This window comes from Aeromonas sp. 600886 (genome assembly GCF_049174935.1).
GTDB classification, from domain to species: Bacteria; Pseudomonadota; Gammaproteobacteria; order Enterobacterales; family Aeromonadaceae; genus Aeromonas; species Aeromonas veronii_A.
Genome location: NZ_JAAKUB010000033.1, coordinates 18,817 through 39,600 on the forward strand (window position 1 = coordinate 18,817; position 20,784 = coordinate 39,600).

17 protein-coding genes are annotated in these 20,784 nt (G+C 59.1%); 11 read left to right on the top strand and 6 right to left on the bottom strand.

Going from position 1 to position 20,784, the window contains the following annotated elements; translation table 11 throughout:
• Positions 1 to 126 precede the first annotated feature (126 nt).
• On the bottom strand, positions 127 to 2,382 hold the full coding sequence (locus G5179_RS19400) for a patatin-like phospholipase family protein (RefSeq protein ID WP_227342969.1): 2,256 nt from the start codon (positions 2,380 to 2,382) through the stop codon (positions 127 to 129).
• 234 nt (positions 2,383 to 2,616) lie between these two features.
• Between G5179_RS19400 and G5179_RS19405 the strand changes: the two genes are divergently transcribed.
• Positions 2,617 to 4,527 carry a methyl-accepting chemotaxis protein gene (locus G5179_RS19405; protein ID WP_421258937.1) on the top strand — a complete coding sequence of 637 codons (1,911 nt, stop codon included), beginning with the start codon at positions 2,617 to 2,619 and terminating at the stop codon, positions 4,525 to 4,527.
• A 143-nt stretch (positions 4,528 to 4,670) separates the two neighbouring features.
• Positions 4,671 to 4,853, top strand: coding sequence for a hypothetical protein (locus tag G5179_RS19410; protein ID WP_216952195.1), 183 nt, complete (start codon positions 4,671 to 4,673; stop codon positions 4,851 to 4,853).
• Positions 4,854 to 4,922: 69 nt separating this feature from the next.
• On the opposite strand, the gene lpdA is transcribed toward G5179_RS19410, so the two are convergent.
• The 5 genes from lpdA to ampD all read right to left on the bottom strand — a co-directional run bounded on the left by lpdA (position 4,923) and on the right by ampD (position 12,866).
• Positions 4,923 to 6,350, bottom strand: coding sequence for a dihydrolipoyl dehydrogenase (gene lpdA / locus G5179_RS19415; protein WP_005341659.1), 1,428 nt, complete (start codon positions 6,348 to 6,350; stop codon positions 4,923 to 4,925).
• A gap of 148 nt (positions 6,351 to 6,498) precedes the next feature.
• Positions 6,499 to 8,388: a pyruvate dehydrogenase complex dihydrolipoyllysine-residue acetyltransferase gene (gene aceF, locus G5179_RS19420; RefSeq protein WP_216952196.1), complete on the bottom strand. Its 1,890-nt coding sequence runs from the start codon at positions 8,386 to 8,388 to the stop codon at positions 6,499 to 6,501.
• A gap of 119 nt (positions 8,389 to 8,507) precedes the next feature.
• Entirely contained in the window at positions 8,508 to 11,168 is a 2,661-nt protein-coding gene (gene aceE / locus G5179_RS19425; protein ID WP_040068936.1) for a pyruvate dehydrogenase (acetyl-transferring), homodimeric type, read from the bottom strand.
• A gap of 79 nt (positions 11,169 to 11,247) precedes the next feature.
• Positions 11,248 to 12,012 (bottom strand): pyruvate dehydrogenase complex transcriptional repressor PdhR, encoded by a 765-nt coding sequence (gene pdhR, locus G5179_RS19430; RefSeq protein WP_159144446.1) that lies wholly within the window; start codon positions 12,010 to 12,012, stop codon positions 11,248 to 11,250.
• A 278-nt stretch (positions 12,013 to 12,290) separates the two neighbouring features.
• Positions 12,291 to 12,866 carry a 1,6-anhydro-N-acetylmuramyl-L-alanine amidase AmpD gene (ampD, locus tag G5179_RS19435; protein ID WP_421258938.1) on the bottom strand — a complete coding sequence of 192 codons (576 nt, stop codon included), beginning with the start codon at positions 12,864 to 12,866 and terminating at the stop codon, positions 12,291 to 12,293.
• A gap of 130 nt (positions 12,867 to 12,996) precedes the next feature.
• Between ampD and G5179_RS19440 the strand changes: the two genes are divergently transcribed.
• From G5179_RS19440 to yacG, 9 genes are all read left to right on the top strand, one after another.
• Positions 12,997 to 13,467 carry a retropepsin-like aspartic protease family protein gene (locus G5179_RS19440; RefSeq protein WP_040068932.1) on the top strand — a complete coding sequence of 157 codons (471 nt, stop codon included), beginning with the start codon at positions 12,997 to 12,999 and terminating at the stop codon, positions 13,465 to 13,467.
• A gap of 3 nt (positions 13,468 to 13,470) precedes the next feature.
• Positions 13,471 to 14,334: a carboxylating nicotinate-nucleotide diphosphorylase gene (nadC, locus tag G5179_RS19445; RefSeq protein WP_421258939.1), complete on the top strand. Its 864-nt coding sequence runs from the start codon at positions 13,471 to 13,473 to the stop codon at positions 14,332 to 14,334.
• A gap of 314 nt (positions 14,335 to 14,648) precedes the next feature.
• Positions 14,649 to 15,080, top strand: a complete 432-nt coding sequence (locus tag G5179_RS19450) for a pilin (protein WP_421258940.1) — start codon at positions 14,649 to 14,651, stop codon at positions 15,078 to 15,080.
• A 3-nt stretch (positions 15,081 to 15,083) separates the two neighbouring features.
• On the top strand, positions 15,084 to 16,790 hold the full coding sequence (gene tapB / locus G5179_RS19455; RefSeq protein ID WP_421258941.1) for a PilB family type IVa pilus assembly ATPase TapB: 1,707 nt from the start codon (positions 15,084 to 15,086) through the stop codon (positions 16,788 to 16,790).
• A 129-nt stretch (positions 16,791 to 16,919) separates the two neighbouring features.
• Entirely contained in the window at positions 16,920 to 18,161 is a 1,242-nt protein-coding gene (locus G5179_RS19460; RefSeq protein WP_227341827.1) for a type II secretion system F family protein, read from the top strand.
• 60 nt (positions 18,162 to 18,221) lie between these two features.
• A complete protein-coding gene (locus tag G5179_RS19465; protein ID WP_421258942.1) occupies positions 18,222 to 19,094 on the top strand; it encodes a prepilin peptidase in 873 nt (290 codons plus the stop codon).
• Between the two features lie 14 nt (positions 19,095 to 19,108).
• A complete protein-coding gene (coaE, locus tag G5179_RS19470) occupies positions 19,109 to 19,723 on the top strand; it encodes a dephospho-CoA kinase (RefSeq protein ID WP_421258943.1) in 615 nt (204 codons plus the stop codon).
• A 37-nt stretch (positions 19,724 to 19,760) separates the two neighbouring features.
• Positions 19,761 to 20,483 carry a cell division protein ZapD gene (gene zapD, locus G5179_RS19475; protein WP_216952203.1) on the top strand — a complete coding sequence of 241 codons (723 nt, stop codon included), beginning with the start codon at positions 19,761 to 19,763 and terminating at the stop codon, positions 20,481 to 20,483.
• A gap of 9 nt (positions 20,484 to 20,492) precedes the next feature.
• Complete coding sequence (gene yacG, locus G5179_RS19480) at positions 20,493 to 20,687, top strand: DNA gyrase inhibitor YacG (protein WP_421258944.1); 195 nt, start codon at positions 20,493 to 20,495, stop codon at positions 20,685 to 20,687.
• Positions 20,688 to 20,784 lie beyond the last annotated feature (97 nt).

Sequence of the window (20,784 nt, forward strand, 5' to 3'; positions counted from 1 at the left end):
CTAATTAAAATCCAAACCCTGTTTGCTTATTCACCACAAAATCGTAACCAATTAAACAGACTGGTGTTTTTTGAAAATTAATTGAACGCCCTCAACCAGAGTTAACAAATTGGCATCATTTCGGCATTATTCGAACGTACTGCCCAATTGCAGATAGAAGACGTCATTGCCCCCCTCCGCCATGCCGTAGCCGAGGAACACAGGGCCGAGGAAGCTCTCCACCCCGACATAAACCGACCCGGCGGTAAACGAGCTCTCCAGACTGATATCCTCCCCCTTGTTCCAGACCCCGCCCTGCTCCAGAGATCCGCCCAGATAGAGCGGCATCTTGAGGGCACCGAAGTCATTGTCTGCCACCCGATAGATGTAACGCAGGCCACCAAACAGGCTGTAGCGACCGCTCAGCTGGTAGCGCTGGAAACCTGAGAGGCGGAACAGCCCGCCCAGATCCTGAATATGCAGTGGCACCACCTCTTCACTGCCCGAGCCACCCCCTTCGAGGATCAGGTTGAGGCTGTGCCTGTCCCATGACCAGGGCTTGATCATGGAGAGTTGATAATTCCAGCCTTCACTGCGGCCATCTGCCGACTCGAGTCCATCCACACTGACGTGGGAGTGGCCCAGTTTCATATCCCACTTCACCCCCTGATAGGGGAAATAGCGGCTATCCAGATTGTCGTGTTCAAAGCGGACATAGGGGCCCCACGCCGTGGCATCCCCTTGCAGCTCTTTGAAGTTTTTGATCTCGATACTGCCCGTCTGCCCTTCCAGCCCCATAGACAGGCGGCTCCAGGGCTGACGATTCCAGCCGACCGCCAGATCGGCGCTGAAGAAGGAGTACTCGGTATCGAGATAGGTAAATATCGGTTCGTCCGGATCCGGATTAAAGAGGCTTCTCTGGGTCTGGTCATAGGCCAGGCTCGCCTCGCCATAGAAGGTCTGGGAGGGCTCCAGCGGTGTATAGAAGTCGGTCTTGATATGTTTGGCCGTGCCCAGTGATGCCTCGGTCAACCACTCGGCCCCCCACTCGTTGACGTTGGTGAGGGTGTAGGACATGCCGACGTTGTAGTTGGAGGTATTCTCGAAGTCATCGGTGAAACCGAACTGGAAGTTGAGGTAACCAGGCCCCCAGTTCTTCTCGCTGGCATCCACTACCAGCACGTTCTCCCCATCGCGCTCCTCCACTTCATAGGTGATGCGGTCAAACGACTCCAGCGCATAGAGGCGGCGAATGCCAGCCTCCAGACTCTCGTTGGTCTGGATCTTGTCCGGCCGAACCTTCAGCATGGCGTGCACCGTCTCGTCGGAGAGGCGCGACTTGTTGATGATCTCCACCTTGTCGATGAAGTAGGCGGGTTGACCACTTCGCTCGGCACGGCGGCTCAGCTTCTGGTTGCGATAGGCGTTGTACTGCGCCTTGGTGAGCGACAGCTTATCGAGTTGCAGCGACGCCTTGTACGCCGCCGCCTCACCCATTTTGATCCCCTCCGGCATGCGGGCAAAGTCGGCGATCCCCATATCGCCAAACTCGGGAGCGATCAGTATGTCTTTCGGCCCCATCAGCGCCTTCTGCTTGTCGGTACCCACCTGGGTCATGTAGGTGGTGAGCTGGTCGATCATCGCCAACCCTGACTTGAGTGATTCACGGGTACGCAGCTTGGCACCGATATCCACCGCGATCACCACGTCGGCCCCCATTGCCTTGGCGACATCCACCGGCATGTTGTTGACGCTACCGCCGTCCGCCAGGATGTGCCCCTCCCACTCCACCGGCTTGAGGGCACCGGGAATGGACATGGAGGCCTGCATTGCCTTGGCCAGGCTGCCGTGATCCAGCACAAAGGGGGTGACCGTCTCCATGTCGGTCGCCATGGCGCGGTAGGGAATGGGGAGATCGTCGAAGCTCTCCTGTACCGGCAGGTTGGAGGTGGCCCCCCGCAGCAGGCTGGCCATGGATTGGCCCTGGAAAAAACCGTCCGGCAGCTGGGTGGTGTCGCCATTCACCCCGATATCGGTGCGCAGCTGATACTGCTCGTTCTGCTGCTTTTTACGCAACGACAGCTCGTCGCGGCCCACCTTGTCCTGATAGCCCTTGTTCCAGTCGATGGCCAGGGTAGTGCGCTCCACCTCCTCGGCACTGAGCCCCATGGCGTACATCCCCGCCACATAAGAGCCCATGCTGGTGCCGACTATGATGTCGACCGGAATCCGTTTCTGCTCCAGCACTTTGAGGATGCCGATATGGGCCGATCCCTTGGCACCGCCGCCGCTGAGCACCACCGCAATTTTCGGGCGCTCCCCCTGTGCCGCCACAGCCAGCAGCGGGCAGGCCGCCAGCATCACCAAAAGCAGACGGGTCCATCCCGCACCTAAGCTGCGCATCATATTTTCCATATTATTCAGAGGGTCAGTCACCAAGGATGGCCTCTACTATAAGGGGCCCGGCAGTTAGCGCAACCGTCAATCCGCCTCCCGCCTGTGCTGCATGGCGAAGGGGCGAGTCGCCGCCCCTGTGAGCGCAAACGTAATCCGCAAATAAAGGGCTGCAAGCCTCATGGGTAGCGCCGCGCTGCCGCTAATATGAGCGTCGTCAATCTCAACCTTTTGAGCACCTTTATGCTGGCAACCCTCACTCTTAAACAGAAAATACTGGCCACGGTCACCCTGGCCGTGGTCGTCTCCTGCCTGCTGGTAGGCTACTTCAGTCAACGCTCGGCCCAGCAACTGATCGAAAACCGGATGTTCGAGCAGGAGCTCCCCAACCTGACCCAGCGGATCAGCAAGGAGATTGAACAGGATCTCCACGGCATCGCCCAGGCCGCCCGCCAACTGGCCACCGACCGCTTCATTCTCGACTGGGTGGATCGGGGCATGCCCAAAGAGCAGGAGCCGATCCTCATCAACCAGCTCAAGGATGTGGCCAACCAGTATGGTCTGGTGACCGCCTCCTTCGCCGATCGCCAGACCGCAGCCTACTACAACCAGGATGGCTTTCTGCGCAACCTGACCCCAGCGCAGGACGCCTGGTTCTATGACTACACCAAGAGCCAGAAGGAGATGACCCTCAGCATCTTCCGCGAGAGCAACGGCGAGGTGAAGCTGTTCGTCAACTTCCAGCAGCTCAACGGGCGCGGGCTGGCCGGCTTTGCCAAATCCCTCGATACCATGGTGACCATGGTTTCCAACTTCCGGCTGGAAGAGAGCGGCATCGTCTTTATGGTCGATGGCAGCGGCAAGGTGAAGCTGCACCCCGAGGCCAACCGTATCGAACGCGATACCTTGGGCGGCATCGCCAGCGGTGATACCGGCAGCCTGCTGGCCAAACGTCCCTTTGCCGTCATCAACGCCGAAGTCAATGGCGAGCCCATGGTACTGGCCAGCAGCTATATCCCGCTGCTCGACTGGTATCTGGTGGCCCAGGTGCCAGAAGCCGAGATCTATGCCGAGCTGGATCAGACCCGCAACGAGATCCTGATGATCTCGCTGGTGATTGCCATTGCCATGGGGCTGATGGGGATGCTGCTGGCAGGCTCGGTCAGCCGCCCGCTCAACGAACTGGCCCGCCTGTTCAAGGAGCTGGGCAGCGGCGATGGGGATCTTACCCAGCGCCTCAAGGTGGAAGGACGTGACGAGCTGAGTCAGGTCGCCACCGGCTTCAACAACTTCGTCGCCAAGATCCACGGCTCCATCGAGCAGGTAGCGGAGAACTCCCGCCAGCTCGCGGCCACCGCCAACGAGGTGGCCAACAAGGCGCAGCTGACCCAGCACAACTGTACTGCCCAGCGTGACCGCACCGTGCAGGTGGCCACCGCTATCCACGAAATGGGGGCCACGGTGAGCGAGATCGCCGGTAACGCTTCGCTGGCAGCCGAAGTAGCCAGACAGGCCAACGATCAGGCCGATGCGGGTGCGGTAGTGGTGGCGCAGGCGCGCCACGGCATCGTCGACCTCTCCGGCGAGATTGAGCAGGTGGCAGGGGTTATCGAGTCGCTGGCGAGCCAGACCGACTCCATCGGCAGTATCCTCGAAACCATCCGCAGCATCTCGGAGCAGACCAACCTGCTGGCATTGAACGCCGCCATCGAGGCCGCTCGCGCCGGTGAACAGGGTCGCGGTTTCGCCGTGGTAGCAGATGAAGTGCGTAACCTCGCCAACCGCTCCGCCGCCTCGACCGCCGAGATCCAGGGGATGATCAACCGCTTGCAGGAGCAGAGTGCCCGCGCGGTCAGCGCCATGGCGCAGGGGCGCAACCAGAGTCTGGAGGTAGTGAGCCAGGCCGATGAGGCCAACGCAGCCCTCGGACAGATCACCGCGCACATCACCCAGATCAACGACATGAATATCCAGGTCGCCACCGCCACCGAGGAGCAGTCCAGCGTGGTCGGCGAGATCAACCGCAACGTGGAAGATATCAACCAGCTCACCATGGAGACCGCCGATATCGCCCACCAGCTGACCGAATCGAGCCGCAGCCTGCAGCAGCTCTCCGGTCAGCTGGACAAGCTGGTTGGCAACTTCCGGCTGTAGTCTGCATCCCACTTATGAAGACTCACCAGAGGGCGCTGCGGCACCCTCTGTCATAGCCACGGCAAACGGTGACGCACGGCCATTCAACCGCCGTTATGCGGCTCTCGAAATGCCTCATAATCAGGGAAATATGAGGAGGAGTTATGGGCAAACTGATAGTGATGGTGTTGCTGGGAGGAGTGCTCAGCGCCTGCAGCAACGGGCCGGTGCGGGTACACGGCGCCGACGTGAGCGTAGACGATACCCGGATCCGGGTCAGTGACGGCAGTGGTGGCGGTTATGGCACCTTCTGCCCGCCCGGTCAGGCCAAGAAGGGGCGCTGCTAACCTCTTAGCCAAACCCCGAAAACAAAAAGCCGCTCAAATGAGCGGCTTTTTCATGAAGATGGCAGAAGATTACTTTTTCTTCTTGGCCTTGGCGTTCGGCAGGTCGGTGATGGAGCCTTCGAACACTTCGGCAGCCAGACCCACGGACTCGTGCAGAGTCGGGTGAGCGTGGATGGTCAGCGCGATATCTTCGGCGTCAGCCCCCATCTCGATGGCCAGACCGATTTCACCCAGCAGTTCACCACCGTTGGTACCCACGATGGCACCACCGATGACGCGGCCGCTCTCCTTGTCGAAGATCAGCTTGGTCATACCGTCGGAGCAGTCGGACGCAATGGCGCGACCGGAAGCAGCCCACGGGAAGGTGGCGACTTCGAAGTTCAGGCCCTGTTGCTTGGCTTCCTTCTCGGTCAGACCAACCCATGCCATCTCTGGCTCGGTGTAGGCGATGGACGGGATCACTTTCGGGTCGAAGTAGTGCTTCTTGCCGGCGATAACTTCAGCGGCAACGTGACCTTCGTGCACACCTTTGTGTGCCAGCATCGGCTGGCCCACGATGTCACCGATGGCGTGGATGTGCGCCACGTTGGTACGCAGCTGCTTGTCCACCTCGATGAAACCGCGTTCGGTCACGGCAACGCCAGCTTTCTCGGCATCCAGCATCTTGCCGTTCGGCACACGGCCTACGGCAACCAGCACGTTGTCGTAACGAACCGGCTCGGCCGGGGCGTGTTTGCCTTCATAGGAGACGTACAGGCCGTCTTCGCGCGCTTCAACTGCGGTGACCTTGGTCTCCAGCATGATGTTGAATTTCTTGGCCACACGCTTGGTATAGATCTTGACGATGTCTTTGTCGGCAGCCGGAACCAGCTGGTCGGCAAATTCCACCACGTCGATCTCGGAACCCAGAGAGGAGTAAACGGTACCCATCTCCAGACCGATGATGCCGCCACCGATAACCAGCAGTTTGCCAGGAACGGTTTTCAGCTCCAGCGCATCGGTAGAGTCCCATACGCGCGGGTCATCGTGGGGAATGAACGGCAGCTTCACCGGACGGGAACCGGCCGCGATGATGGCGTTGTCGAAGGTCACGGTGGTTTTGCCGTCTTCCCCGGTCACTTCGAGCGTGTTCGGGCCGGTAAATTTACCCAAGCCGTTAACAACCTGAACTTTACGCATCTTGGCCATGCCAGCCAGACCGCCGGTCAGCTGGTTGATAACCTTCTCTTTCCACAGACGGATCTTGTCGATGTCGGTCTGCGGGGCACCGAAGACAATGCCGTGCTCGGCCAGCGCCTTGGCTTCTTCAATCACTTTGGCAACGTGCAGCAGCGCCTTGGAGGGGATGCAGCCCACGTTCAGGCAGACGCCACCCAGGGTGGAGTAACGCTCGACGATAATAGTATCCAGACCCAGATCGGCTGCACGGAAAGCAGCGGAATAACCGGCAGGGCCAGCACCCAGTACTACGACCTGGGTTTTGATTTCTTTACTCATCATGACCTCTTTGTCGTTCTTATATCCCCGGACAGCGCAGTCTTATACCGAAACGGGTGGCTGCAGCCGTGAAAAAAACGGGGCAAGTTTACGATCATGTTAATGAAATGAGAAGTAAAAAGGGCAGGCTCTGGGCCCGCCCTCTCACTTACAGGACCAGTCGACGAATGTCGGACAGCACGCCGTTCATGGTGGTGATGAAGCGAGCCCCATCGGCACCATCGATCACGCGGTGGTCGTAGCTCAGAGCCAGCGGCAGCATCAGGCGCGGCGCGAACTCTTTGCCGTTCCACTTCGGCTTCATCTCGGACTTGGAAACACCGAGGATGGCCACTTCCGGCGCGTTGACGATCGGGGTAAAGCTGGTACCGCCGATGCCACCCAGGCTGGAGATGGTGAAGCAACCGCCCTGCATGTCGGCAGCGGTCAGCTTGCCTGCACGGGCCTTCTTGGAGATCTCGGCCAGATCGCGAGACAGCTCCATGATGCCCTTCTTGTTAACATCGCGCACCACGGGCACAACCAGACCGTTGGGGGTATCTACCGCCACACCGATGTGGATGTACTTCTTCATGATCAGCTTGCTGCCATCTTCGGACAGGGAGCTGCAGAAGCGCGGGTGGGCTTCCAGCGCCTTGGCGGCGGCTTTCAGGATGAACACCAGCGGGGTGATCTTCACGTCTGCCTTCTGCTTCTCGAGCATCGCATTCTGCTCTTTGCGGAACGCTTCCAGCTCGGTGGTATCGGCTTCGTCGAACTGGGTGACATGAGGGATCATGACCCAGTTGCGGTGCAGGTTCGGACCGGAGATCTTCTGGATGCGGGTCAGCTCGACCTCTTCCACATCACCGAACTTGCTGAAGTCTACTTTCGGCCACGGCAGTACGCCCAGACCGTTGCCACCGGCTACGCCGGCAGAGGCAGGAGCGGACTCGGCACGCTTGATGGCATCCTTCACGTAGGCTTGCACGTCTTCTTTGACGATGCGGCCCTTGCGACCGGAGGCTTTCACCTTGGCCAGGTTGACGCCGAACTCGCGCGCCAGACGGCGTACCGCCGGAGAGGCGTGTACATAAGCGTCGTTGGCAACGAAATCGGTCGCAGCGGCAGCAGCCTGAGCAACCGGAGCCGAAGCAGCAGTAACAGGGGCAGCGGCGACCGGAGCGGCAGCTTGAGCAACCGGCGCGGCAGCAGGAGCTGCGCCAGCCACTTCGAATACCATGATCAGGGAACCGGTGGAGACCTTGTCACCCGCCTTCACCTTGATCTCTTTGACCACACCGGCGAACGGCGCAGGCACTTCCATGGAGGCCTTGTCACCTTCCACGGCGATCAGGGACTGGTCAGCTTCAACCTTGTCACCCACGGCAACCATGATCTCGGTGACTTCCACTTCGTCGCCACCGATATCCGGTACGTTGACCTCTTTGGCAGCGGCGGCAACCGGGGCAGCAGCCACGGGCGCGGCAGCTTGAGCCGGAGCAGCAACGGCAGCAGGCGCAGCGCCAGCCACTTCAAATACCATCACCAGAGAACCGGTAGAGACCTTGGCACCAGCGGCAACCTTGATCTCGACCACGCGACCGGCAAACGGCGCTGGCACTTCCATGGAGGCCTTGTCACCTTCCACGGCAATGATGGACTGGTCGGCTTCAACCATGTCGCCCACGGCAACCATGATTTCAGTCACGTCCACTTCGTCGTCACCGATGTCCGGTACGTGCACATCTTTGCGCACGGCAGCGGCAGGTGCGGCGGCCGGAGCAGCGGCAGCCGGTGCAGCCACTTCAGCAGGGGCGGCAGCGCCTTCGGCTTCGAAGATCATGATCTGGGAACCGGTGGCAACCTTGTCGCCTACCTTGATCAGGATCTCTTTAACGATACCGGCAGACGGGGCCGGTACTTCCATGGAGGCCTTGTCGCCTTCTACCGCGATGATGGACTGGTCCAGCTCGACCTTGTCACCCACGGCCACCATAATCTCGGTGACTTCAACTTCATCGGCGCCGATATCCGGCACCATAATCTGTTTGGACATTGTGCTTTATCCTCTTGCGTCGATCCGCGTGACTGGCTGATGCCGCCACGCACATCTCGCGTTAACCGTTTTAAATCCTGGCAGGGTCACGCCGCATGACGGCGCGACCCTTGATCCACTTACGCGTACAGCGGGTTGACCTTGTCGGCATCGATGCCGTACTTGGCGATGGCGTCGGCCACAACCTGCTTGTCTACCTCGCCGCGCTTGGCCAGTTCGGTCAGAGCAGCAACCACCACGTAGAACTCGTTCACTTCGAAGTGACGACGCAGGTTGGCACGGCTGTCGGAACGGCCGTAGCCGTCGGTACCCAGCACGCGGTAGTTCTCGGTCGGAACGAAGGCGCGAACCTGATCGGCGAAGGACTTCATGTAGTCGGTCGCAGCGATGGTGGCTTCGGAACCCAGTACCTGAGCGATGTAGGGAACACGCGCTTCAGAGGTCGGGTGCAGCATGTTCCAGCGATCCGCGTCCTGACCGTCACGGGCCAGCTCGTTGAAGGAGGTGACGCTGAACACATCGGAACCGATGCCGTACTCGCTGGCCAGGATCTGGGCAGCCTTGCGCACGTGCCCCAGGATGGAACCACAACCCAACAGCTGAACTTTCGCCTTGGCACCGGCGACGGATTCCAGCTTGTAGATACCCTTGCGGATGCCTTCCTCGGCGCCTTCCGGCATGGCCGGCATGGCGTAGTTCTCGTTCAGGGTGGTGATGTAGTAGAACACGTTCTCCGGGTTCTCACCGTACATGCGGCGCAGGCCGTCCTGTACGATCACCGCCACTTCATAGGCATAGGACGGGTCGTAAGAGATGCAGTTCGGAATGGTGTTCGCCAGGATGTGGCTGTGACCATCTTCGTGCTGCAGACCTTCGCCGTTCAGGGTAGTACGACCGGAGGTTGCACCCAGCAGGAAGCCACGGGCTTGCTGGTCACCGGCTGCCCACGCCATGTCGCCGATCCGCTGGAAGCCGAACATGGAGTAGTAGATGTAGAACGGGATCATCGGGCAGTCGTTGGTGCTGTAAGAGGTCGCAGCAGCCAGCCAGGAGGACATGGCGCCCAGCTCGTTGATACCGTCTTGCAGAACCTGACCCTGCTTGTCTTCCTTGTAGTAGGAAACGATGTCGCGGTCTTGCGGGGTGTACTGCTGACCGTGCGGGCTGTAGATACCGATCTGGCGGAACAGACCTTCCATACCGAAGGTACGGGCTTCGTCAGCGAGGATCGGGACGATGCGCTTGCCGATGGACTTGTCTTTCAGCATCACGTTCAGGGAACGCACGAACGCCATGGTGGTGGAGATTTCGCGCGCCTGCTCGCCCAGCAGCGGACCGAAGGCATCCAGTGCCGGGATTTCCAGCTTGGTGGTGCTTTCGCGCAGACGGGTCGGCACATAGCCTTTCAGGGCAGTGCGACGGTCGTGCAGGTATTTGTGCTCGGCAGAACCGGCTTCGATCTTCAGGTACGGCAGATCGGCCAGCTGCTCGTCGGCCACCGGCAGGTTGAAGCGGTCACGCAGGTGACGCACGGAGTCCAGCTCCATCTTCTTGACCTGGTGAGCGATGTTCTTGCCTTCGGCCGCTTCACCCATGCCGTAACCCTTGATGGTCTTGGCCAGAATAACTGTCGGCTTGCCCTTGGTCTGGGTCGCCTTGTTGAACGCGGCGAACAGTTTGCGAGGATCGTGACCACCGCGGTTCAGAGCGAAGATCTCCTCGTCGGTCATGTCTTTGACCAGCGCGGCAGTTTCCGGATAACGGTTGAAGAAGTGCTCGCGGATGTAGCCACCGTCGCGGGACTTCATGGTCTGGTAGTCACCGTCCACGGTCTCGTTCATCAGCTGGATCAGCTTGCCGGAAGTGTCTTTCTTCAGCAGCTCATCCCACTTGCGACCCCAGATAACCTTGGTGACATCCCAACCGGCGCCAGCGAACAGGCCTTCCAGCTCGTTGATGACCTTGCCGTTACCGACAACCGGACCATCCAGACGCTGCAGGTTGCAGTTAACCACGAACACCAGGTTGTCGAGCTTTTCACGCACGGCAACGGTCAGGGCACCCTTGGCTTCCGGCTCGTCCATCTCGCCATCACCCAGGAAGGCGTAAACGGTCTGCTCGGAGCAATCCTTGATACCACGGTCGGTCAGGTACTTCAGGAAGCGAGCCTGATAGATGGCGGCGATGGGGCCCAGACCCATGGATACGGTCGGGAACTGCCAGAAGTCCGGCATCAGTTTCGGGTGCGGATAGGAAGGGATACCCTTGCCATCCACTTCCTGACGGAAGTTGTCCAGCTGCTCTTCGGTCAGACGACCTTCAGCAAAGGCGCGAGCATAGATGCCCGGGGAGATATGACCCTGGAAGTAAACCAGATCGCCACCATCCTTCTCGTTGCGAGCGCGGAAGAAGTGGTTGAAGCAGACATCATAGATGGTCGCAGAAGAAGCGAAGGAAGACATGTGACCACCCAGGTCCAGGTCTTTCTTGGACGCGCGCAGCACGATCATCATGGCGTTCCAGCGGATGATGGCGCGAATGCGGCGTTCCATCTCCAGGTCACCCGGGTAGTCCGGCTCGTCGCTGGACGGGATGGTGTTGATGTAATCGCGATTTGCCTTGGCAGCCACGTCCACACCGCTTACGCGGGCTTTCTCGGCCAACTGTTCAAGGATGAACTGAGCGCGTTGCGGACCCTCTTCACGCAGCAGGGATTCCAGAGAGGCAAGCCACTCCAGCGTTTCTATCGGGTCCACATCGTTCTTCAGGATATCAGACATGGCTGGTTCCTATGTTGTTGTGATTGCACGGCATTGCACGGCGAAGGGCGCAAGCATTCGACAATAAAGCCTTGTGGGATTAGTTTTCCTGCTGACGGATCCGACGCATGGATCGCTGGATCCGGCTGTCTTCCCTCTGCATATCCAACAAGGTGTCCTCGATAAAGGCCAGATGCTCATGACAAGCTGTTCTGGCCCGCTCCGGAGCCCCCGAAAGAATAGCCTCGATCAGATTCGCGCGATGGCGACGTATCTTGGCTACCACTCCCGGGCGGCGATTCAAAATCTCGTTATTCTGCAGAATGTTCTGTTCGAGCATCGGGCTCATGGCCCGCAGCAGGTGCAGCAGCACCACGTTGTGGGAGGCCTCGGCCACCGCCAGATAGAACTGGGTCACGGCTGCCGACTCGGCCACCAGCGAACCGAGTTGGCCCGCCTCTTCGATGGTGGTTTGCACCTGACGAATGCGCTCGAAATCAGACCCGGTTCCCCGCAAGGCCGCGTAGTAGGCACAGATGCCTTCCAGCGCGTGGCGAAACTCCAGCAGGTCATACCGGGCTTCCGGGTGGGTACTGAGCAGTTCGAACAGAGGATCGGCGATCCCCTTGCTCAGGGCATTCTGCACATAAGTGCCGCCGCCCTGACGGCGATAAAGCAATCCGCGCGCTTCCAGTCGCTGGATGGCTTCGCGCAAGGAGGGGCGCGACACCTGAAACTGGATGGCGAGTTCCCGCTCGGGAGGCAATTTCTGCCCCGGCTGCAGGCTGCCTTCCAGAATCATCTGTTCCAGCTCGGCGACAATGGAGTCGGCCAACTTGGGTTGCGTAATCTTGCGATAGGGCATGAGGCTACTTTGTTAAATTGGTATTACCAATTTTATGGATGGGGCGAAAATTAGCAGAGGCCTTTTGAAAAGTCCACTCAAAAGATGATCTGAGTCAAGAATCAACCCCACCACTTAAGGGGTAAAGCAGGGGAAACATGATTTAGCTCATAGAAAATGGTCTGACCAATATTATTGACCACGCTCACAAATAACATATGTGCAACCAGAGACAAAAATGGCCTGCCAGATCGGCAAGCCATTGATTTTAAAATCCAAACTAAATTTTAATATTTGCTTTAGCTGTTTAGTAGTTGCCGGTAGTAATCCCACTGAAAACTGGCACCGGGATCCGTCTTGCGCCCTGGCGCTATGTCGCAATGGCCGACAATTTTTTCGTGGGTGATGGCCGGATAGCGCTCCGAAATAGCTCGAGTGAGCCCTGCCAATGCCCGGTATTGAGCCTCGGTGTAGGGGATTTCGTCAGTCCCTTCCAGCTCGATGCCGATGGAGAAGTCATTGCATGCCTCCCTCCCCTGCCAGCTCGATACTCCCGCATGCCAGGCGCGCGCGCCAAACGGCACATACTGCACCAGCTCGCCATCACGGCGGATCAGGCAGTGGGCCGAGACTCGCAGCTGATGGATACAGGCAAAATAGGGGTGAGCCTCCGGGTCGAGTCGCCCCATAAAGAGATTGTCGATAAAGGGGCCACCAAACTCCCCCGGCGGCAGGCTGATGCCATGCACCACCAGCAGGGAGATATCATCCGGCGCGGCCCGCTCGTTGTGATGGGGAGAAGGCACTCGGCGCGCCTGCTGGCACCAGCCTGCGGCATCGATAGAGAAACAAGGTTGCGAAGCGAGTTGAGTCATCGGCTACTCGAGTTGGCTGATAAATGGCGAGAAAACGAAGATACCTGATAGGCAATCCGGCACCAACTCACTGAATCCAAGGGAAATGGTATGTTAGGCTGAGTCATCTTCCGCTCGATATGGATGGGGTATGCAGCACACGGCACGCTGGATGTGGTTACTGGCCTGGCTCTCTTTGATGGGCCTGCTGACCCTCTATTTTCACTCCCGCAACCAACCAAGCGTCACCGCCAGCGGCGAGCTATTGCTGCGGGCCGACCAGAGCGGCCACTATCGTCTGGAGGGTGCCATCAACGGCCAGCCGGTGCAACTGCTGCTCGATACCGGCGCCACCCGTATCACCATCCCGCAGCAGGTTGCCGAGCGGCTCGGCCTGACCGCTCATGGCAGCAGCCAGGTCAATACCGCCGCGGGGCAGATCCGGGTCGGCAACGGCACCATCGAAACGCTGGCGATGGGGCCATTGACCTTGTACGATCTGGCCATCTTTATCAATCCGGCGGCAGACGGTGACGAAGTGCTGGTTGGCATGAACGCCCTCGGTCGGCTGGAGCTGGTTCAAAAGGAGCGGCAACTGCTGCTCAGACCCTTGCAGGAATAAGGCATGTTTCAACAGGATGTCAGCCGCGCCGTGCGCGCCGCACTACTCGAAGATCTGGGCGATGCCCTCACCACGCTGGAGCAACCGGACGCCAGTGCCGATATCACCGCCCAGCTGATCCCGGCCAACCGGATGGCCAGCGCCCGGGTCATCACCCGCGAGGCCGGAGTGTTCTGCGGCCAGCCATGGGTGGATGAAGTGTTCGTACAACTCGGCGGCGACGTGAAGGTGGAGTGGAAGGTGCAGGATGGGGAAGTGCTCTCCCCCAATCAGGAGCTGTTCCGCCTCCACGGCCCTGCCCGCCTGCTGCTGACCGGCGAGCGCAATGCGCTGAACTTTGTCCAGACCCTCTCCGGCGTCGCCACCCTCACCGCTCGCTATGTGGCTGAACTGGAGGGCACCGACTGCCGCCTGCTCGACACCCGCAAGACCATCCCCGGGCTGCGCACCGCCCAGAAATACGCAGTCACCTGCGGCGGTGGCAAGAATCACCGCATCGGCCTCTACGACGCTTACCTCATCAAAGAGAACCATATCCTCGCCTGTGGCGGTATTGCCGAGGCGATTAATGAGGCTCGTCATCTCAATCCGGGCAAACCGGTGGAGGTGGAAGTGGAATCGCTGGCAGAACTGAAGCAGGCGCTGGCGGCCAATGCCGATATCGTGATGCTCGATAACTTCGACGTGACCATGATGCGGGAAGCAGTCGCCATCAATCAGGGCCGCGCCAAGCTGGAAGTCTCCGGCAATGTGACCCTGGATACCCTGGCCGAGTTTGCCGCCACCGGCGTCGATTTTATCTCGGTGGGGGCGCTCACCAAGCATGTGCGGGCGCTCGATCTCTCCATGCGCTTTATCCAGCAGTGAGATTCACCCCGCAGGCCTGAGCAAACACTCGATATAACCGGACAAACAACTTGCAAAAGGCGCCAGAGGCGCCTTTTCTTTATGCAGGATCCCTCGGCAAAGGAGTGTACAGACGGACCCTAACTCGGCCACAGAAAGAGTCATAGGAGGCCACTTCTTTTATGACACGCATCAAGTTTTTGCTAAATGAAAGAAGTGTGATTAACAAAATGGACAATCTCTGTTGCCACCCCTGACAGCTCGGATAAGATACTGACGTGCAGATGATTTTCCACCGGCACTTCCCAGGAACCAAGGATAAAAGGATATTTTCCATGAACAGCAAAATGAAGAAACAATCAGGCTTTACCCTTATTGAACTGATGATCGTGGTCGCGATCGTGGCCATTCTGGCCGCCGTCGCGCTGCCGGCGTATCAGACCTACACCAAACGAGCCAAATTTTCAGAAGTGATTGCAGCTGTTGGCCCCGTCAAAACAGCCATTGAAGTATGCGTTGCTGGAGCTTCTGATGATACAAAAGCGCAAGCATGTGATGACGCAGGAACCGCTGCTGCTCCCGCAGCTTATGGCTATGTCTCCGGCGTAGCCGTTGCAGCAGATGGCACCATTACCGCCACAGCTACTGCTGATCTTGACAGCGAAACTTATACGCTGACTCCAACACCGCTAGTCAATGCCATATCAGCTGGAGCGCAAGTTACCTGGGCTAGAGGTGGTACCTGTGAGGCCGCAGGCCTCTGCTAACGCATGACTTCTAGCCCTAATAGCGGCCTGGCGTTAAGCCTGGCCGCCTCTTCACTGATCAGTGAAGAGGACTCCCAGCGCTATCTGAGCCAGGCCAAGGCCCAGCGCAAACCCTTTGTGACCTTTCTGATAGAAAACGACATCCTCGACAGCAAGGCGCTCGCCGATTTTTGCGAGCTGGAGTATGGGGTACCTCTGCTGGATCTTGCCGCCTTCGATTTGGCCGAGATCCCGCAGAAGTACCTCAATCAGAAGCTGATTGAGAAACACCATGTGCTACCCATCTACACCCAGGGCCATACCCTCTATATCGCCATGTCGGATCCGACCAATGTCTCGGCACTGGAGGACTTCGGCTTCAGCTTCGGGCTCCATACCGAGGCGCTGCTGGTGGAGGAAAACAAGCTCACCGCCGCCATCGGCAAACTGCTGGAGAGCGAAAACGACGCCCTCGGCATGGAGGAGATCGACGAGGCCGAGATCTCCGACCTCGAGGTAAGCGACGAGAACAGCCGGCTCGACGAGAGCGTCAATACCACCGATGACGACGCCCCTATCGTCAAATACATCAACAAAATCCTGATGGATGCCATCAAGCGCGGCGCCTCCGACCTGCACTTCGAGCCCTATGAGTTCAAATATCGGGTGCGCTTTCGCATCGACGGGATTCTGCACGAAATCGCTACCCCGCCAGTCAATCTGGCCAACCGCTTCTCTGCCCGCCTCAAGGTGATGGCGCGGCTCGATATCGCCGAGCGGCGGCTGCCGCAGGATGGCCGCATCAAATTGAAGCTGTCGCGCAACAAGTCGATGGATATGCGGGTCAACACCCTGCCCACCATGTGGGGGGAGAAGATCGTTATCCGTCTGCTCGACTCCTCGGCGGCCCGCCTCAATATCGAGCAGCTTGGCTTTGACGACCGCCAGAAGGCACAGTACCTGCGAGCCCTCTCGAAACCGCAGGGGATGATACTGGTCACCGGCCCCACCGGCTCGGGCAAGACGGTATCGCTCTATACCGGCCTCAATATTCTCAACACCACCGAGGTAAACATCTCCACCGCCGAAGATCCGGTGGAGATCAATCTGCCGGGCGTCAACCAGGTGCAGGTCAACCCCAAGGCAGGGCTCACCTTCGCCAGCGCCCTGCGCTCCTTCTTGCGGCAAGATCCAGATGTGGTGATGGTGGGGGAGATACGGGATCTCGAAACCGCCGAGATCGCCATCAAGGCGGCACAAACCGGCCACCTGGTGCTCTCGACCCTGCATACCAACTCGGCTGCCGAAACCCTGACCCGGATGATGAACATGGGGGTGCCCGCCTTCAATATCGCCTCTTCGGTCACCCTGATCATGGCCCAACGGCTGGCCCGCAAGCTGTGTGACCACTGCAAGGCGCCGGAGGTAGTGCCGGAAGCCGAGCTGCTGGAACTGGGTTTTACCCCGCAGCAGCTGGCAGCCGGCTTGCGACTGTTCAAACCGGTTGGTTGCAAGGAGTGTTCCGGTGGCTACAAGGGGCGAGTCGGCATCTACGAAATCATGCTAATGTCGGAAAATATCGCAAAATTGATCATGCAGGGGGCCAACTCCCTGCAAATTGCGGCGATTGCCCAGAAAGAGGGCATGCGCACCCTGCGCACCTCGGGACTGGAGAAGGCACGCCTCGGTGTCACCAGCCTGGCCGAGGTCAACCGGGTCACCACCAATTAAACCTCGCCAAGATGCGAGCAAGATGATCTACCAGCAAGCGACCAGATGGTGCCAAGCCGTTTGAGGATATTTATCAGGTCAGATGGTTCAGGGGCTCCCTGACCATCCGCCCAATTGCAGGATGCAAAGATGGCAACCCTAACGAAAAAGAACAACACCCCGAAAAAAGTCTTCGCCTTCCGCTGGCACGGGGTCAATCGCAAGGGGCAGAAGGTCTCCGGCGAGCTGCAGGCTGACAGCATCAATACCGTCAAGGCGGAGCTGCGCAAGCAGGGGGTAAACGTTACCAAGGTGGCCAAAAAATCCCAGGGGCTCTTCTCCAAGGGCGGCGCCAAGATCAAGCCGATGGATATCGCGATTATCTCCCGCCAGATCACCACCATGCTCTCCGCTGGCGTACCGCTGGTGCAAAGCCTGCAGATCATCGCCCGCAGCCACGAGAAAGCCGCCATGCGCGAGCTGATGGGTGAGATCGCCTCCGATGTTGAGACCGGAACCCCCATGTCGGAGGCGTTGCGCCGCCATCCCCGCCATTTTGACGATCTCTACTGCGATCTGGTTGAGGCGGGGGAGCAATCCGGTGCACTGGAGACCATCTACGACCGTATCGCCACCTATCGAGAAAAGTCGGAAGCGCTCAAGTCGAAGATCAAGAAGGCCATGTTCTATCCCACCATGGTTATTCTGGTGGCCATAGTGGTGACTTCCATCCTGCTGCTGTTCGTCATCCCCCAGTTCGAGGATATCTTCAAGAGCTTTGGCGCCGAGCTGCCGGTGTTCACCCAGTTTGTCATCGGCATCTCACGCTTTATGCAGAACTGGTGGTATGTCTTCTTCGGCGGAGCTGCGCTCGCCATCTTCCTCTATGTGCGCGCCTGGCGCGCCTCCCAGAAGGTAAGGGACAATACCGACAAGTTTGTGCTCACCATCCCGGTAGTCGGTATGATCCTGCACAAAGCGGCGATGGCCCGCTTTGCCCGCACACTCTCAACCACTTTCTCGGCCGGTATCCCGCTGGTGGATGCACTCATCTCGGCGGCCGGTGCCTCCGGCAACTATGTCTATCGCACCGCCGTTATGGCCATTCGCAACGAGGTGGTGGCCGGTATGCAGATCAACGTGGCAATGCGCACCGTCGATCTCTTCCCAGACATGGTGATCCAGATGGTGATGATCGGCGAGGAGTCCGGCGCTATCGATGATATGCTCTCCAAGGTTGCCACCATCTTCGAGCAAGAGGTGGACGACCTGGTCGATGGCCTTACCAGCCTGCTGGAACCCCTCATCATGGTGGTGCTCGGGGTGCTGGTCGGCGGCATGGTTATCGCCATGTACCTGCCCATTTTCAAACTTGGCGACGTGGTGGGTTGATTCATCAGGGCATGGAGCCAAAGCCATGCCCTTCACTCATTCAATAACTGACGGTTGGTTATGACACTTCTTCTCGAGCTGGCTCACGGCTTGCCATGGATCTTTTTTTCGCTGGTTTTTATCTTTTCCCTGATGATCGGCAGTTTCCTCAACGTAGTGATCCACCGCCTGCCCATCATGCTGGAGCGAGAGTGGCAGGCCGAGTATCGCAGCTACTTCTCCCCCGACGAAGAGGCCATCGCACCAGAGCGCTACAACCTGATGGTACCGCGCTCCGCATGTCCTCACTGTGGTCACCCCATTACCGCCATCGAGAACATTCCGCTGCTGAGCTGGCTCTGGCTCAAGGGGCGTTGCCACGACTGTCAGGCGCCCATCTCGGCCCGCTATCCGCTGGTAGAGCTGATAACAGCCCTGCTCTCGGTGGCCGTTGCCATGGTCATAACGCCGGGCTGGGGCACACTGGCCGCCCTGCTGCTGACTTGGGTATTGGTGGCCCTCACCTTTATCGATCTCGACAAGATGTTGCTGCCAGATCAGCTCACCCTGCCCCTGCTGTGGGGCGGTCTGCTGTTCAATCTGGCAGGTGGCTTCGTACCGCTGGCGGATGCCGTGATTGGCGCCATGGTCGGCTATCTGGTGCTCTGGAGCCTCTACTGGGCCTTCAAGCTGCTCACCGGCAAGGAGGGGATGGGCTATGGCGACTTCAAGCTGCTGGCGGCGCTGGGTGCCTGGCTCGGCTGGCAGGCGCTGCCGATCATATTGCTGCTCTCATCCCTGGTCGGCGCCGTGATCGGCATCAGCCTGATCGCCTTGCACAAACACCATCAGGGCAAGCCCATCCCCTTCGGCCCCTACCTCGCCATCGCGGGCTGGATTGCCCTGCTGTGGGGCGATACCATCACCAACTGGTATCTCTCTACCCTGCTTTGAGCAAGAGGCCCCCCATGTATGTAGTTGCTATTACCGGTGGTATCGGCAGTGGCAAGACCACCATCGCCAATCAGTTTGCCGAACTGGGTATCGAGGTGGTGGATGCCGATGTGATCGCCCGCGAGGTCGTAGAGCCGGGCACCCTGGCCCTTGCCACCATCGCCGACCATTTTGGCCCGGATGTGATTGAGCCGAGCGGTCAACTCGACCGTCGCACCCTGCGCGAGCGGGTCTTCAGCGACCCGCAGGCCAAGGAGTGGCTCAATGCACTGCTCCATCCGCTGATTCGCAGTGAAATGCTGCGCCAGTGTGCCGCAGCCAGTTCTCCTTACTGCCTGCTGGTGGTGCCGCTGCTGGTGGAGAACAAACTCACCGGCCTCGCCGACCGGGTGCTGGTGATCGATGTGGACGAAGCGACCCAGATTGAGCGCACCTGCCGCCGTGATGGCGTCAGCACCGAGCAGGCCAGAGCCATCATCGCAGCACAGGCCAGCCGGACAGAACGGCTAGCTGCGGCGGATGATGTCATCGAGAACGCCAATGGCAGCGAAATGGCGATAAAAACGCGGATTTTGGCACTACACGAGACATATCTGGCATTTGCCTCTCAACAACCCCGTCAACAGTGAGTACACTAGGCCGGTTTATGGCTGGCCAGGATTAGGCATGATTTACGATTTTCCCCTCAATGAAAAAAGCCGGACCTACCTGCGTCTGGAGTCCCTGTTTTCCCAAATTCGCGACAATCTGGAGAGCGAGCAATCCTGGGCCCATATCGCCTTCTTCAAAGGGCTGTTCGATCTGCAGGAGCTGCTGGAGCGTGGTGACTTGCGCGCTGACCTTATCAAGGATCTGGAGCGTCTCGGCCAACGTCTGAGCCACTGGGCCAGCCTGCCCGACGTCGATCTGGAGCAGATCAAACAGATGCAGCAAGAGAGCAGCCAGCTCTCCCGCAACCTGCTCAACTCGCCACGCCCGGGAGCCCGCCTGAAAGAGGATCGTCTGCTCGGTTCCATTCGCCAGCGCTTCTCCATCCCGGGTGGCCTGTGTGCCTTCGACGTGCCCCAGCTGCACCACTGGCTCGGAACCCCGGCCATCACCCGTCACCAGCAGATGCAGGGCTGGCTTAGCGACATCACCCTGCTGATGAACGCCATCACCCTGTTGCTGCGTCTGTGGCGTGAATCGGGCAGCTTCAGCGAGCAGGTGGCGACCAACGGCTTCTTCCAGGACACCGCCGAAAGCGCCGAGCTGATCCGCATCAAGCTGCCGGGCAATCTGTTCTGCTACCCGACCCTGAGCGGCCACAAGAATCGTTTTGCCCTGCGCTTCCTGCCTACGGGCGAGCAGCAGATTGGCGATGTGCCATTCCAGCTCGCCTGCTGCTAAGGAGTACTTATGGTCACCAAGGTAAAGTGTCCGACCTGCCAGAGCGAAGTGGAGTGGGGCTCGCAGAGTCCGTTCCGACCTTTCTGCAGCAAACGCTGCCAGCTGATCGATCTCGGCGAGTGGGCTGATGAAGAGAAACGGATCCCCGGGGAGAGCAACCCGGATCTGCTGCCGGAGCCGGAAGAGGGCGATCAGTGGCTATAAGCCCCTGGTCACTCTCCGCTATGTCCCGTCCTGAATATGGTTTACACCTTTCCCCCCAATACATGGAGAACCCGATGGGACAAGGTGTGAAACGAAC